Source organism: Phenylobacterium sp. (genome assembly GCF_965229015.1).
Lineage (GTDB): Bacteria > Pseudomonadota > Alphaproteobacteria > Caulobacterales > Caulobacteraceae > Phenylobacterium.
Map to the genome: position 1 here is coordinate 116,737 of NZ_CBDDIM010000002.1, position 15,066 is coordinate 131,802.

A 15,066-nucleotide genomic window follows, 5' to 3' on the forward strand; every position below is an offset into this window, starting at 1 on the left:
CATGAACGCCCAGATCCCCCCCTCCGCGGACTCCGCCGGCGCCACCCCGGTGATGGCCCAGTACTTCGAGGCCAAGGCCCGCCAGCCCGACGCCCTGGTCTTCTTCCGCATGGGGGATTTCTACGAGCTCTTCTTCGAGGACGCCGAGAAGGCCGCCGCGGCCCTGGGCATCACCCTGACGGCGCGAGGGAACCACGGCGGCGCGCCGATCCCCATGTGCGGGGTGCCGGTCCACGCCGCCGAGGCCTATCTGGCCAAGCTGATCCGGTCGGGCTTCAAGGTCGCCGTCTGCGAGCAGATGGAGGACCCCGCCGAGGCCCGCAAGCGCGGCTCCAAGTCCATCGTGCGGCGCGACGTGGTTCGCGTGGTGACGCCGGGCACGCTCACCGAGGACGGCCTGCTGGATGCCCGCGGCGCCAATCGCCTGGCCGCCGTGGCGGTCCGCGCCGGGGCCGCGGCCGTGGCCAGCGTCGAGCTCTCCACCGGCGAGGTGGAATGCTGGGCCGTGGCCCGCGAGAACCTGGCCTCGGCGCTCGCCGCCCTGGGCCCCTCCGAGATCCTGGTCCCCGACCGCCTGTTCGCCGACGAGGGCATGAACGCCGCCCTGCGCAGCGCCGGCGGGGTGGTGCAGCCCATGCCCTCGGCTCTGGCCGAACCCGCCGCCTCCGAGGCCCGGCTGAAGCGGCTCTACGGGGTCGACACCCTGGACGGCTTCGGGACCCTGTCGGGGGCGGAGATCTCGGCGCTCGGCCTGATCGCCGCCCACCTGGAGACCACCCAGGCCGGCCGCCTGCCGGCCCTGACCGCCCCGCGGCGGGCCGGCGAGGCCGACGTCATGGCCATCGATCCGGCCACGCGGACCAGCCTGGAGATCGAGAAGAGCCTGTCGGGGTCCCGCGAGGGCTCCCTGCTGGGCGCCATCGACCGCACCATCACCGCCCCGGGCGCCCGGATGCTGGCCGCCCGCCTGGCCCGGCCGCTGCTGGACCCCGCCGCCATCGAGCTCCGGCTCGACGCCGTCGGCTGGTTCGTCGAGCGCCGCCCCCTGCGCCAGAAGCTGCGGGAGGAGTTGAAGGGCCTGGGCGACATGGCGCGCGCCCTGTCGCGCCTGGCCCTGGGACGCGGCGGCCCCCGCGACCTGGGCTGCCTGCGCGACGGCCTGGCCCGCGGCGAGGCGATCGCCGTCCTGTTCGCCGGGGCGCCCGAGCCCCTCGATCCGCCGCCGCCGGCCGAGATCGCCGCCGCGCTCGCCGCCCTCCACGCCCAGGACCATTTCGACCTGGGCGCCTTCCGCCAGATGCTGGCCCAGGGCCTGGGCGACGAGCTGCCGGCCCAGGCCCGCGACGGCGGCTTCGTGGCCGCGGGCGTCCGCCCCGAGCTCGACCAGGCCCGCGCCCTGCGCGACGACAGCCGCCGGGTGATCCTGCAGCTGGAGGCCCAGCTCGCCTCCGAGAGCGGCGTGGCCCTGAAGATCCGCCACAACGCCGTCCTGGGCTATTTCGTCGAGTGCACCGCCAAGGCCGCCGAGCCCCTGATGGCGCCGCCGCTGAACGCCACCTTCATCCACCGCCAGACCCTGGCCAACCAGGTGCGCTTCACCACGGTGGAGCTGGCCGAGCTGGACGCCAAGATCGCCCAGGCCGCCGAGCGGGCGCTGGCCATCGAGGTGGCCACCTTCGAGGCCTGGCGCGAGGCCGCCATCGGCGTGGCCGCCGCCATCCAGGCCGCCGCCGAGGGCGCCGCGCGCCTGGACGTGGCCTCAGGCCTGGCCGAATGGGCCGACGACGTGGGCGGGACGCGCCCGATCATCGACCGCTCCACCGCCTTCGAGGCGGTGGCCGCCCGCCATCCGGTGGTGGAGGCCGCGGTCAAGCGGGCGGGCGAACCCTTCACCCCCAATGACTGCCGCCTGGACGGCGCCGGGGCCGTGGGCCCGCGCCTGGCCATCGTCACCGGGCCGAACATGGCCGGTAAGTCCACCTTCCTGCGGCAGAACGCGCTCCTTGCGGTGCTGGCCCAGGCGGGTTGCTACGTGCCGGCCCAGAGCCTGCGGATCGGGGTGGTGGACCGCCTGTTCAGCCGGGTCGGGGCCGGGGACGACCTGGCCCGCGGCCGCTCGACCTTCATGGCCGAGATGGTGGAGACCGCCGCCATCCTGACCCAGGCCACCCCGCGCTCCCTGGTGATCCTCGACGAGATCGGCCGGGGCACGGCCACCTATGACGGCCTGGCCATCGCCTGGGCCTGCGCCGAGGCCCTGCACGAGACCAACCGCTGCCGCGGCCTGTTCGCCACCCACTATCACGAGCTGGCGGTGCTGGAGGGCCGGCTCGCCCACGTCGCCAACCTGTCGCTGAAGGCCAAGGAGTGGAACGGCGACCTGATCTTCCTGCACGAGGCTGGTCCCGGCCCCGCCGACCGCTCCTATGGCGTGCAGGTGGCCAAGCTGGCCGGCGTGCCCGCCCCGGTGGTGATCCGCGCCCGCGAGGTGCTGGAGCGCCTGGAGCGGGAGACCGGCGCCCCGGCCCACCTGGAGGACCTGCCCCTGTTCGCCGCCAGCGCCCCCGGCGTCGCCGAGCGCTCGGGCCCCAGCGCGGTGGATGCGGCGGTGGCCGAGCTCGACCCCGACAGCATGAGTCCCCGCGAGGCCATGGCGGCGCTCTATCGGCTCAAGGGCCTGCTCTGACCTAGGCCAGTCCGAGAATTGTGCGGTGCAAAATATTAAGCATCGCGCTGCACCATTTTTTAAGCGCCAGGGTACAAAAACCCCTCCGACGAGCGCGGGCCGCCTCCCCATTTTTCCGCGCCGCAGGAGATTAGAACATGATCCGCATCGCCGTTATCGCCGCCGCCGCCGCCCTCATCGCCTCCTCGGCCAGCGCCACCGAAGTCCGCGTCTCCCTCACCGGCAAGTCCGCTGACCAGATCAACGCCGACATCCGCGATGCGGCCCGCACCGTCTGCCTGAAGGACACCGCGGGCGACACCATGATCCTCGGCGCCTACAGCCGCTGCGTCCGCGACACCCTGAAGGTGACCCGCGAGAAGCTCGCCGCGCTCTAAGCCGCGCAAGCTCGATCCGATTGCAGGAAGGCCGGCGCTCACGGGCGCCGGCCTTTTTCTTTGGCCGCGGCTCCGTGCGGGGTTCGCCCGGGGGGCGGCGCGGCCCTATATGTCGGGGACCATCTCCCCAAGGGCCCCCCATGCCGCCACGCCTGCGTCCCACGCGCCTGGAATATGTCGTCGACGGAATCCGGCTGCGCGCCCAGCTCTCCGCCGCGGCCCTGGACGCCGCCGGCGACGAGGCCGAGCAGCGCCGGCGCGCCCTGGACATCCTCAAGCAGGCCCTCTTCCGCGGCCGGATGATCGCCAAGGAGCGGCTGGAGAACGGCGCCGGCGGCATCGAGACCGCCCGGCTGCTTTCGGGCGTCACCGACGAGGTGGTCACCGCCCTCTACGACTTCACCACCGTCCACGTCTTCCGGGCCCGCAACCCCACCGAGGGCGAGCGCCTGGCCCTGATGGCGGTGGGCGGCTACGGGCGCGGCACCCTGGCGCCCTTCTCCGATCTCGATCTGCTGTTCCTGCGGCCCTACAAGCAGACGGCCCATGCCGAGAGCGTCATCGAGTACATGCTCTACGCCCTGTGGGACCTGGGCTTTAAGGTCGGCCACGCCTCGCGCACGGTCGAGGAGTGCATCCGGCTCTCCAAGGAAGACTTCACCATCCGCACCTCGATCCTGGAGGCGCGGCGCCTGACCGGCGACGAGAAGCTGGCCGAGGAGCTGACCCGCCGCTTCGCCAACGAGGTGGTGAAGGGCACCGGCGCCCAGTTCGTCGCCGCCAAGCTCAAGGAGCGCGACGAGCGCCACGACCGGGCCGGCGCCACCCGCTACCTGGTGGAGCCCAACGTCAAGGAGGGCAAGGGCGCCCTGCGCGACCTCAACACCCTGTTCTGGATCGCCCAGTACCTGAACCCCTCGGCCCAGGCCCGGATGGACGGCATCGTCCACCTGGAGATGTTCGAGCGCCGCGAGGTGGCCGCCTTCCTGCGCGCCTTCGACTTCCTCTGGGCGGTTCGCTGCCACCTGCACTTCGCCACCGGCCGCCCGGAAGAGCGCCTGACCTTCGACCTGCAGCCGGAGATCGCCCGGCGCATGGGCTATGGCGACCGCGGCGACGCCCCGGCCGTCGAGCGCTTCATGCGGCGCTATTTCCTGATCGCCAAGGAGGTGGGCGCCCTCACCCGCGTCTTCGCCGCCAAGCTGGAGTCCGAGCGGGTCAAACAGCAGCCCAGGGGCATCTCCCGCCTGCTGCCGGGCCGGGGCCAGTCGCGGAAGAAGGTGCTGGACCCCGGCTTCCACGAGGAGGGCGGCCGTCTCAACATCGACGGTCCGGAGGTCTTCGAGGCCGACCCCATCAACCTGTTGCGCCTGTTCCGCCTGGCCGATCAGCGGAACCTGGACCTGCACCCCGACGCCTTCACCGCCGCCACCCGGTCCCTGCCCCTGATCACCTCGAAGACCCGGCGCGACCCCGCCGCGGCCAAGGTGTTCCTGGATATCCTGGCCCGCGGCCGCGACCCGCAGCGCACCCTGACCCTGATGAACGAGGCGGGTGTGCTGGGCCGCTTCCTCCCGGAGTTCGGCCGCATCGTCGCCCAGATGCAGTTCAACATGTACCACTCCTACACGGTGGACGAGCACACCCTGCGGGCCGTGGGCGTGATCGCCCAGATCAAGGCCGGGCGCTTCGCCGAGGACCATCCGCTGTCGACGGCCATCATGCCGCTGATCGACGACCCCGAGGCCCTGTTCCTGGCCATGCTGCTGCACGACACCGGCAAGGGCGGGGCCGGCGGCCAGGAAAAGGCCGGGGCCCGGGCCGCGCGCCAGGCCTGCGAGCGCCTGGGCCAGGACCGCAAGCGCATCGAGCTGGTGGCCTGGCTGGTGGAGCATCACCTGGTGATGAGCGACTACGCCCAGAAGCGCGATGTCTCCGACCCGCGCACGGTGGTGGACTTCGCCCGCATCGTGGAGACTCCCGAACGCCTGCGCCTGCTGCTGGTGCTCACCGTGGCCGACATCCGCGCCGTGGGGCCCGGCGTCTGGAACGGCTGGAAGGGCCAGCTGCTGCGCGAGCTCTACGCGGCCACCGAGGCCGTGTTCCGCGGCGGCCGGGGCTCGGACGCCGCCGCCGCCGTGCGCCGCTATCACGAGAACGCCGCCTATGACGCACGCATGCGTCTGGTGGCGGTCGATCCCGCCGCCACCGCCTGGGCCCAGGCCATGGAGGACGCCTATTTCACCTCCTTCGCCGAGGCCGAGGTGCAGCGCCACGCCATCCTGGCCCGGCGCGCCGAGACCGCCGCCGCCGCCGCCGAGGGGCATATCCGCCCGGGGCTGAACGCCTCGGAGGTGGTGGTGGCCGCTCCCGACCGCCCTCGTCTGTTCGTCGATCTCGCCCACGCGGTGACGGCGCTGGGCGCCAATGTGGTGGGCGCCCGGGTCTTCACCTCGCGCGCGGGCCAGGCTCTGGACGTCTTCTATGTGCAGGACGTCACCGGGGCGGCCTATGGCAGCGACAACGCCAAGGCCCTGGCCCGCCTGGCCGAGGCCCTGGAAGCCGCCGCCCGCGGCGAGCCGGTGAAGACCGAGACCAAGCGCACTTCCGACTTCAGCCGCGCCGCGGCCTTCTCCATCACCCCCACCGTCATGCTCGACAACGACGCCTCGGAGGTCTCGACGGTGGTGGAGGCCTCGGGCCGCGACCGGCCAGGCCTGCTGGCGGCGCTCGCCCAGCCTATCTCCGAGGCCGGCCTCTCCATCCTCTCGGCCCATATCGACGGCTATGGGGAGCGGGCGGTGGACGCCTTCTATGTGGTGGACGCAGCGGGCAAGAAACTCACCGATCCCAAGGCCATGACCAGTCTGAAGGCCGATCTGATGGCGGCCCTGGACGAGGGCGAGGCCGCCGCCGCGCCGAAGAGCCGCGCCAACCTGCAACGGGCCCGGGCCAGCGTGGCGCGCTGATCCCTTGACGGCGGCCGCGGCCCTGCGCACAGAGCCAAGGTGAGCGATCCAACCCCGACCTCGACGTCCGCCCCCGCCAAGCCCGGCGGGATGATCCGTTCGTCGATGATCTATTCGGCGCTCACCCTGGTGAGCCGGTTCATGGGCCTGGCCCGCGACCTGGTGATCACTGCCCGCCTGGGGGGCAGCTCCAACATCGCCGCCGACGCCTATTTCACGGCGCTGACCTTCCCCAACCTGTTCCGCCGGATCTTCGCCGAGGGCGCCTTCGCCGCGGCCTTCGTGCCCGACTATTCGCGCCGCCTGGCCAGCGACGGCCGGGAGGCCGCCGACGCCTTCGCCGCCGACAGCCTGGCGACCCTGGCGGCCGCCACCGTCGCGGTGACCATCGTCTGTCAGCTGGCCATGCCCTGGCTGATGATGGCCTACAGCCCCGGCTATATGAGCGACCCGGCCAAGTTCAAGCTGGCGGTGCTGCTCACCCAGATCACCATGCCCTACCTGCCCTGCATCTCGATCGCCTCCCTGTTCGCGGGCATCCTGACGGCGCGGGGGCGGTTCGTGATCTACGGCCTCTATCCCACCATCCTCAACGTGGTGATGCTGATCGCGGTCCTGCCGCAGAAGGACCCCACGGCGGCGGCCTTCGCGGCCTCGGTGGGGGTGGTGATCGCCGGGATCGGCCAGGCGGCGATCTGCTGGTGGGGCGCGCACCGCACCGGCGCCCGGGTCCGCCTGAAGGCCCTGAAGTTCACCCCGGAGATCAAGGCCCTGGCGCGGCGCGCCGTGCCCGGGGTGATCGCCTCCAGCGCCGTGCAGATCAACCTGTTCATCTCCGCCATCCTGGCCTCCCAGGTGGCCGGCATGCGGGTCTGGCTGAACGTCGCCGAGCGGTTCTACCAGCTGCCGCTCAGCCTGGTGGGGGTGGCCATCGGGGTGGCCCTGCTGCCGCGGCTCGCCACCGCCTTCCAGCTGGGGGACCATGACGACGCCCAGGGGTCCATGGACCAGGCCATCGTCTTCGGTCTGGCGCTCACCCTGCCCGCCGCCGCGGCCCTGATGGCCATGCCGGTCTATCTGGCCGACGGCCTCTTCGCCCGCGGCGAGTTCACCTATGCCGACGCGGCCTCCTCCGGGGCGCTGCTGTTCCACTACGGCTGGGGCCTGCCGGCCTTCGTCCTGATCAAGATCCTGCAGCCGGCCTTCTTCGCCCGCGGCGACACCAAGACCCCGATGCGGTTTTCCCTCATCTCGGTGGTGGTCAATATCGTGCTGGGGGTGGCGCTGTTCTACACCATCGGCTTCCCCGGCATCGCCATCTCCACGGCCATCGCCTCCTGGGGCACGGTCGCCCAGATGGCGGTCCTGCTCTGGCGGCAGAACGCCTACCGGCCTTCCAAGCGCGCCATCGGCAAGATCATCCGGGTCATGGTCGCCAGCGTGGGGCTTGGGGTGCTGCTGGCCCTTGCCGCCCATTTCCGCACCACCCTGGAGGCCCCGATGGCGGGCCTCGGCCACGCCAAGGAGATCACCGTCCTCCTGGTGTCGGCGGTCGGCGGCCTGCTCTATCCGGTGCTGTTGTTCGCCTTCGGCGGCGTCACCCCGGCCGAGGTGCGCGGGGCCCTGAAGCGGCGCAAGGGCGACGTGGCCGTCGCCGTCCCCGACCTCTGACGGACTTGCCCAAAACGCCCGCCCGGACTATTCGCATCGGCCATGACTTTGACCGGACGTCTCTCCTGGCGATGGCGCAGCGCCTGACCCCGCCTCCGCGGCGCGATGCTTCGCGCCCCCACGTCCTCTCTTTTCAAAGCCTGATCCCATGACCGAACAAGCTCCCGCCGCCTATGCCGGCAAACGACGCGTGCTCTCCGGCGTCAAACCCACCGGCGACCTGCACCTGGGCAACTATCTCGGCGCCCTGGTGAAGTTCACCCGCATGCAGCACGAGGCCGAGACCTTCATCTTCGTGGCCGACCTGCACGCCATCACCGAATGGCAGGACCCGGCCAAGCTGACCGCCCAGACCCGCGAGATCGCCGCGGCCTATCTGGCGGCCGGCCTGGATCCGAAGATCGCCACCATCTTCCCGCAGTCGGCGGTGACGGAGCACGCCGAGCTCGCCTGGATCTTCAACTGCGTGGCCCGGGTCGGCTGGCTCGACCGGATGACCCAGTTCAAGGACAAGTCGGGCAAGCACAAGGAGCGCGCCAGCGTCGGCCTCTACACCTACCCGGTGCTCCAGGCCGCCGACATCCTGCTCTACAAGGCCACCCACGTGCCGGTGGGCGACGACCAGAAGCAGCATGTCGAGCTGACCCGCGACATCGCGGCGAAGTTCAACCACGACTTCGACGCGCCGGGCTACTTCCCCCTGCCCGAGCCCATCCACCAGGGCGCGGGCGCGCGGATCATGTCCCTGCGCGACGCCAGTGAGAAGATGAGCAAGTCCAACCCTTCGGATGCCGCGCGCATCAACCTCACCGACGAGGCCGATGTGGTGGCCCAGAAGATCCGCAAGGCCAAGACCGATCCCCTGCCGCTGCCGGACACGGTGGAGGCGCTGAAGGACCGGCCCGAGGCCCAGAACCTGGTGGGGATCTACGCCGCCCTCGACGGCCGCACCTCGGCGCAGGTGCTGACCGAGTTCGCGGGCGAGGGCTTCGGCGCCTTCAAGCCGCGGCTGGCCGACCTGGCGGTGGCCAAGCTCGGCCCGGTGGGGACCGAGATGCGGCGGCTGATGGCCGATCCCACGGAGATCGACAAGGTGCTGGCCGCCGGCGCCGAACGCGCCCGGGCCGCCGCCGCCCCGACGCTGGCCGAGGTGAAGAAGCTCGTCGGCTTCTGGGGCGCCTGAGTCCTCCCAACCTTCGTCATCCCGGACGGCCGCCAGGCCGATCCGGGACCCAGGGGCCATGCGAACCGCCCCTGGGTCCCGGCTCTCCGCTTCGCTACGGCCGGGATGACGTAAAGGGTTGAGAGGGATGCTTGCGCTTGTCCGCGCTGCAAGCCACCGTCGCCCCATGAGCCAACGCAAGTTCCTGGTCATCGCCGACGACAGTCCGGAGTTCCTGGCCGCGCTGAAGTTCGCCTGCCGCCGCGCCCGCTCCACCGGCGGCCACGTGGCCCTGCTGCGGGTGATCGAGCCGGCCGTCTTCGAGCACTGGAGCGGCGTGCGCGAGGAGATCGAGCGCCAGGCCCGCGAGGAGGCCGAGGCCGCCCTGCAGAAGATGGCCGAGTTCGTGGTGGCCGAGACCGGGGTCTCGCCCGAATTCATCATCGAGCACGCCGACAACACCCGCGCGGCCCTGCGCAAGGTGGTCTCCGAGGATCCGGACATCAAGATCCTGGTCCTGGCCGCCGCCGTGGAGGGCCGCGGCCCCGGCCCCCTGGTGGCCTCCATCGCCAAGGAGGGCGTCAAGTGGGGCGCCCGCAAGCTGCCGGTCACCATCGTCCCGGGCGATCTGACCGACGACGAGATCGCCGATCTGGCGTAACTAGGTCTGATCGACAGGGGCGAGGGGCTGCATGGACCGCAAGTTGGCGCTGATCACGGGGGCTTCGGCCGGGATCGGGGCGGCCTTCGCCAGGATCTACGCCAGCCACGGCTATGACGTGGCGCTCACCGCGAGGCGCGCCGACCGGCTGGACCGCCTGGCCGAGGACATCCGCCTGCGTCACGGCGTCGAGACCCTCACCGTCGCCGCCGACCTGGCCGATCCGGCCGCGCCGGGCGCCATCCTCGACCACCTCACCGCCCACGGCCGGCGGGTGGACGCCCTGATCAACAACGCCGGCTACGGCCAGCCCGGGACCTATGCCGACACCACCTGGGAGCAGCAGCAGGCGGTGATCCAGGTGATGCTGACCGCCCCCAGCGAGCTGGCCCACCGGGTGCTGCCCGGCATGGTGGACCGCCGTTTCGGCCGCATCGTCAATGTCGCCTCTCTGGCGGGCCTGGTCCCCGGCTCGGCCGGCCATACCCTCTATGGCGCCACCAAGAGCTACCTGGTGAAGTTCTCCCAGAGCCTGCACCTGGAGAACCTGGCCACCGGGGTGCATGTCAGCGCGCTCTGCCCCGGCTTCACCTATTCGGAATTCCACGACGCCAACGGCACGCGGGAGCGGATCAGCGCCTCGACGCCGGCCTGGCTCTGGCTGGGCGCCGACGAGGTGGCCGCCGCCGGCTACGAGGCCGTGGAGGCCAACCGCGCGGTCGCGGTCCCCGGCGCTCCCAACAAGGCCATCGCCGGCCTGGCCCGGCTGATCCCCGACGACTGGGCGCTCGCCCTGATGGCCTGGCAGGGCCCGCGCTTCCGCAAGGTCTAGGCAGGCGCCGCGAACCACGAACTTCGCGAACGACGGGGATCGGAGCGCGACCTAGCCCTACCCCAGTGTCATCCCGCATGGAGCGCGAAGCGCGGAAGTGCGGGACCCATACGCACCGATCTTTCCGGAGAGGCCCGCGCGTCTGGGTCCCGGTCTTCCGCTGTGCGGAAACCGGGATGACACCATTTGCCTGCTCAGTGCGCCGCGTAGGGCGCGGCGGCCTTGCGCAGGATGACGTCGTGGGTGCTATCGGCGATGCCGATCATCACGAACTGGACGGCGAGCGCGCAGAGGATCAGGCCCAGGACCCGGACCACGATGGTCAGGCCGATCTTGCCCAGCATGCGGGTGATCAGCGGGCTGGCCCAGAAGGCCAGCATGGTCGACAGGGCCGTGGCGGCGATCACGCCCACCCCCACCGCCGCCCCGATCAGGCCGAAGCGCTTGGCCTCGCTGGCGTAGATGATCACCGTGGAGATGGCGCCGGGCCCGATCAGCAGGGGCATGGCGAAGGGCACGATCATCCGCTCGAAACGCTTGCGGGCATGGGCCCGGCCCTCGCCGGGGGTGGTGTCGGCCCCCTCGACGCTGGTGGCCATGTCGCCGCGCACCATGTCCAGGCCCAGAAGGAACAGGATGATCCCGCCGGCCATGCGGAAGGCCGGCAGGGAGATGCCGAAGAAGGCCAGCAGGGACAGGCCCGAGAAGTAGAAGAAGGTCAGGAAGAACAGGATGAAGAAGGCGATATAGACCGCGATCAGCCGCGAATCCTTGCTCTTCACCCCCATGGTCGCCGCGGCGAACAGGGGCACGGTGCCGATCGGGTCGATCAGGGCGAAAAGGGCGACGAAGAAGTTGACCGCGAAGTCTGCCGGGCTCATTGCAGCGTCTTAGCCCAATTCGTCTCCCGCGCCGACCTCCTGGCTGAGGTCCCCCGCGCCTGCCCGGAGCTAAGCCATGTCCGAGACCCTGGTCAAAGCCGACCCCCGCCTGATCATCCCCCTGGACCTGCCCACGGTGGCCGAGGCCCGGGCCATCGTCGAGGCCCTGGGATCGGCCGTCAGCTTCTACAAGGTGGGTCTGGAGCTGTTCGCCACCGGCGGCGGCATGGACCTGGCCCGGGAGCTCAAGGCCAAGGGCAAGCAGGTCTTCCTGGACTGGAAGCTGCATGACATCGGCACCACGGTGCAGCGCTCGACCGCCGTCCTGGCCGACTCCGGCTGCGACTTCCTCACCGTCCACGGCGAGCCCCAGGTGATGGAGGCCGCCGTGCGCGGCAAGGGCCGCTCCGACCTGAAGATCCTGGCGGTGACGGTGCTCACCAGCCTGTCGGACGCCGACCTGCTGGAGATGGGCTTCTCCGAGACCGCGCGGTCCCTCGTCGAGCGTCGCATCCACCAGGCGGTGAAGGCCGGTTGCGACGGGGTGGTGGCCAGCCCGCACGAGGCGGCCCTGGCCCGGGCCATCGGCGGCAAGGACTTCCTGGTGGTCACCCCTGGCGTGCGTCCCGACTGGTCGGCCAAGAACGACCAGGCCCGGGCCGCCACCCCGGCCGACGCCCTGAAGGCCGGCGCCTCGCACCTGGTGGTGGGCCGGCCCATCACCGCGGCCAACGATCCACGCGAGGCCGCGCTGCGGGTGGCCGGCGAGATGGCGGGCGTCTAGGCCTAGATGCTCCCCCACTGGGGGAGCTCCCGGCCGAAGGCCGGGTGAGGGGGACTTTGACCCTCGTTTGTGGGCGGCAACCCCCTCCGTCACGCGTCTGTCGACGCGCGCCACCTCCCCCAAATCGGCCTGCGGCCTGGGGGAGGATCTGAGGTGCTACTTGTGGCCGTAGCCGCCGTGGCCGCCGCAGGTGTTGCACCCGCCGCCGCCCTTGTGGCCGCCGCCGCGGCCGATATTGATGCTGACGTGGCTGCTGGAGCTGGCGAAGGCCGAGGCCCGCGCGCTGGCGGCCGCCCCGGCTCCGGCCCCGGCGAATCCGCCGCCGCCGCTCATCACATAGCCGCCGCCCCCGCCGTAACCGCCCTCGGGATAGGGGCCGACGCCGCCGTCATAGTAGAAATTGCCCAGGGTCAGCTCGCCGCACTGGCGGCAGTCGCCGCAGCGCTGCTCGCGGCAGGGGGGTGGGCCGCGATCCTCATAGCGGTCGTCGCGGTCATACCCGCGGTCCTCATAGCCATACCGCCGGTCGTCATGGCGGGCGGCGCAGCCCCCGCAGCTGGGATAGCCGTAGTGCTGGGCCACGTCGCCATAGGTGGGCAGGTTGAAGCCGCCGCCCCCGCCGCAGCGGTCGGGGCAACCGGCCAGGGCCGCGCTCGCGCCAAGGGCCAGGGCCAGGCCCATCGCCATCCGAATTAACCAGGACATGCCGCGTCTCCACCAGGTCTCGCGGCGACAAACCTAGGCCCGGCAAGCGGTTGCGGCGACTGCTCACGCCTCAGGCGCGAATGCCGGCGCGGAGAAGGTTAATGACGGGAGCGGTTCACCTTCTCACGTCATCCCGGACGGCCGACAGGCCGAACCGGGACCCAGGGGGGTTGATCGCGGCCCCTGGGTCCCGGCTCTCCGCTTCGCTGCGGCCGGGATGACGGAAAAGCGCGTTCAGAAGTCGACGGCGATGCCCTTGCGCTCCCAGTCGCCGAAGCGGGTGGGTTCGGGACCGGCCGGGCCGCCGTCCTCGGCCGGCGCCTGGGCGGCCTGCGCCTCGGCGTGGCGGGCGGCGGCTTCCTCCAGGGCCCGGCGGGCGGCGGGGGTCAGGGGCTTGCCGGGGGCGGCGTTCGGGGGCGCGGGGTCTTCCATGGGGGTAATTTACGCCCTGCCGCCCCCGCGCGCCAGTCGCCGGGGGCCAAGCGTTGCCATGCGGCTCAAGCCATTCTAGGTAGAGTCATCGGCGTCCGCCCCCCGCGTCAGGCGAGATCTTCCGGCGGATGCGCAACATTCGGGGGAGTGTTTCAAATGTCCAAGATTTCCGTCGCCTTCTTCGGCGCCGCGGTCCTCTACGCCCTGTTGGGCATGAGCCTCGGCATGTTCATGGGCGCCACCGAGGATTTCACCCTCGCGCCCGTCCACGCCCACATCAACCTGCTGGGCTGGGCGACCCTAGCCCTGATGGGGACCTTCTACGGCCTGGCCGGCGCCCAGGCGCCGGCGCGCCTGGCCTGGACGAATTTCGCCGTCTCCAATCTCGGCAATCTCATCAGCCTGCCCCTGCTGGCCATCATGCTGAAGGGGAACAAGGCCTATGTGCCGATCATGGTGGGCGGCGAGGTGCTGCTGGTCCTGGGCATGGCGATCTTCGCCGTGGCGGTGCTCAGCGTGGCCCGCAAGCCGGCGATGGCCTAGGTCGATAAGCCGACGTCAGGGCTTGCCTAAGGACCGCTTTGGGGGCACGCCGCCCGCGTGAACGACCTTGCATCCCCTGACGCCGCCGGCCTGCCGGCCCGCCGCGCCGCGCTCGACCTGCTGAGCGCGGCGCTCGCCCGCCGCACCGGCTTCGACGAAGCCGCCGCCACCCCGGCCTTCCGCAACCTGGCGCCCCGCGACCGGGGTTTCGCCCGCGCCCTGGTGTTGGCCACCCTGCGCCACCTGGGGCCCATCGACCGGGCCCTGGACGCGCGGCTGTCGCGGGACCCGCCCGACGTGGTGCGCAACATCCTGCGCCTGGGCGCCGCCCAGGCCTTCGTCCTGGGCACCCCGGCCTTCGCCGCGGTCGGGACCAGCGTCGACCTGGTGGCCGCGCTGAAGGAGGGCCGCGCCTTCAAGGGGGTGGTCAACGCCATCCTGCGGGCCCTCACCCGCGAGCCGCCGGACATGACCGATCCGGAGTCCCTGGCCCCGCCCTGGCTGTTCAGCCGCTGGTCGGCCGCCTTCGGGCCGCAGGCGGCCCGCGCCATGGCCACCCTGATCGCCGCCGAGCCGGCCACCGACCTGTCCCTCAAGGGGCCCGCCACCCCCGAGCTGCTCGCCGCCCTCGAGGCCGAGGAACTGCCCGGGGGAACCCTGCGCTCGGCCCTGCGGGGCGAGATCTCCACCTGGCCGGGCTTCGCCGAGGGGGCCTGGTGGGTGCAGGACGCCAGCGCCGCCGTCCCCGCCCGCCTGCTGGAGGTGAAGCCCGGCGAGACCGCGCTGGATCTCTGCGCCGCCCCGGGGGGCAAGACCCTGCAGCTGGCCGCCGCCGGGGCGGAGGTCACCGCCGTCGACCGCTCCGCCGCCCGCCTGGTGCGGGTGGCCGAGAACCTCGCCCGCCTGGGCCTGACGGCCGAGACGGTGGCCGCCGACGCCGGGGCCTGGAGCGACGAACGCAGCTTCGACGCCGTCCTGCTGGACGCCCCCTGCAGCGCCACGGGCACCTATCGCCGCAATCCCGACGTGCTCTGGGCCGCCAAGCCCGGCGATGTCGCCGCCCTGGCCGGCGTCCAGGCCAAGCTGCTGGACTCCGCGGCCCGCCGCGTGAAGCCCGGCGGCCGCCTGGTCTATTGCGTCTGCTCCCTGGAGCCGGAGGAGGGTGAGGCCCAGACGGCCGGCTTCCTGGCCCGCAATCCCGAATTCGCGCTCGCCCCCATCGCGCCCGGCGAGGGCGGGGCGCCGGAGGCCAGCGTCAGGGCGGACGGCACGCTCAGAATCCTGCCCCACCACCGCATCGGAGGCACGGACGGCTTCTTCGTCGCCCGCTACGTCCGCGGCGCCTAACTCCGCCTTGTCCCGG

The 15,066-nt window shown here is 71.8% G+C and carries 13 protein-coding genes; 10 read left to right on the forward strand and 3 right to left on the reverse strand.

The annotated features are described in order from the left end of the window. The first annotated feature begins 1 nt into the window (after window position 1). The 7 genes from mutS to ACO06I_RS16815 all read left to right on the forward strand — a co-directional run bounded on the left by mutS (window position 2) and on the right by ACO06I_RS16815 (window position 10,358). Window positions 2-2,686, forward strand: a complete 2,685-nt coding sequence (gene mutS, locus ACO06I_RS16785; protein ID WP_421933763.1) for a DNA mismatch repair protein MutS — start codon at window positions 2-4, stop codon at window positions 2,684-2,686. 137 nt (window positions 2,687-2,823) lie between these two features. Then, a complete protein-coding gene (locus ACO06I_RS16790) occupies window positions 2,824-3,063 on the forward strand; it encodes a hypothetical protein (protein WP_421933764.1) in 240 nt (79 codons plus the stop codon). A gap of 140 nt (window positions 3,064-3,203) precedes the next feature. Further along, on the forward strand, window positions 3,204-6,032 hold the full coding sequence (locus ACO06I_RS16795) for a [protein-PII] uridylyltransferase (RefSeq protein ID WP_421933765.1): 2,829 nt from the start codon (window positions 3,204-3,206) through the stop codon (window positions 6,030-6,032). 39 nt (window positions 6,033-6,071) lie between these two features. Continuing rightward, on the forward strand, window positions 6,072-7,703 hold the full coding sequence (gene murJ / locus ACO06I_RS16800) for a murein biosynthesis integral membrane protein MurJ (RefSeq protein ID WP_421933766.1): 1,632 nt from the start codon (window positions 6,072-6,074) through the stop codon (window positions 7,701-7,703). Between the two features lie 148 nt (window positions 7,704-7,851). Next, window positions 7,852-8,886, forward strand: coding sequence for a tryptophan--tRNA ligase (trpS, locus tag ACO06I_RS16805; RefSeq protein WP_421933767.1), 1,035 nt, complete (start codon window positions 7,852-7,854; stop codon window positions 8,884-8,886). A 166-nt stretch (window positions 8,887-9,052) separates the two neighbouring features. Continuing rightward, the gene (locus tag ACO06I_RS16810; RefSeq protein WP_421933768.1) at window positions 9,053-9,526 is read left to right on the forward strand and encodes a universal stress protein; all 474 of its coding nucleotides are present in this window, start codon (window positions 9,053-9,055) and stop codon (window positions 9,524-9,526) included. A 31-nt stretch (window positions 9,527-9,557) separates the two neighbouring features. Next, a complete protein-coding gene (locus ACO06I_RS16815) occupies window positions 9,558-10,358 on the forward strand; it encodes an SDR family NAD(P)-dependent oxidoreductase (protein ID WP_421933769.1) in 801 nt (266 codons plus the stop codon). Window positions 10,359-10,552: 194 nt separating this feature from the next. Here the strand turns inward: ACO06I_RS16815 and ACO06I_RS16820 are convergent, their stop codons facing one another. After that, on the reverse strand, window positions 10,553-11,239 hold the full coding sequence (locus ACO06I_RS16820) for a MarC family protein (RefSeq protein ID WP_421933770.1): 687 nt from the start codon (window positions 11,237-11,239) through the stop codon (window positions 10,553-10,555). A gap of 76 nt (window positions 11,240-11,315) precedes the next feature. Here ACO06I_RS16820 and pyrF point away from each other — a divergent pair, with 76 nt between their 5' ends. Next, window positions 11,316-12,023, forward strand: coding sequence for an orotidine-5'-phosphate decarboxylase (gene pyrF, locus ACO06I_RS16825; protein WP_421933771.1), 708 nt, complete (start codon window positions 11,316-11,318; stop codon window positions 12,021-12,023). Window positions 12,024-12,179: 156 nt separating this feature from the next. On the opposite strand, the gene ACO06I_RS16830 is transcribed toward pyrF, so the two are convergent. Both ACO06I_RS16830 and ACO06I_RS16835 read right to left on the reverse strand, forming a co-directional pair. Continuing rightward, window positions 12,180-12,728: a hypothetical protein gene (locus ACO06I_RS16830; RefSeq protein ID WP_421933772.1), complete on the reverse strand. Its 549-nt coding sequence runs from the start codon at window positions 12,726-12,728 to the stop codon at window positions 12,180-12,182. A gap of 234 nt (window positions 12,729-12,962) precedes the next feature. Beyond that, on the reverse strand, window positions 12,963-13,160 hold the full coding sequence (locus ACO06I_RS16835; RefSeq protein ID WP_421933773.1) for a DUF1674 domain-containing protein: 198 nt from the start codon (window positions 13,158-13,160) through the stop codon (window positions 12,963-12,965). A 156-nt stretch (window positions 13,161-13,316) separates the two neighbouring features. On the opposite strand from ACO06I_RS16835, the gene ACO06I_RS16840 reads away from it, so the two are divergent. Beyond that, on the forward strand, window positions 13,317-13,703 hold the full coding sequence (locus tag ACO06I_RS16840; protein WP_421933774.1) for a hypothetical protein: 387 nt from the start codon (window positions 13,317-13,319) through the stop codon (window positions 13,701-13,703). 57 nt (window positions 13,704-13,760) lie between these two features. After that, the gene (locus ACO06I_RS16845) at window positions 13,761-15,050 is read left to right on the forward strand and encodes an RsmB/NOP family class I SAM-dependent RNA methyltransferase (RefSeq protein WP_421933775.1); all 1,290 of its coding nucleotides are present in this window, start codon (window positions 13,761-13,763) and stop codon (window positions 15,048-15,050) included. Window positions 15,051-15,066: the final 16 nt, after the last annotated feature.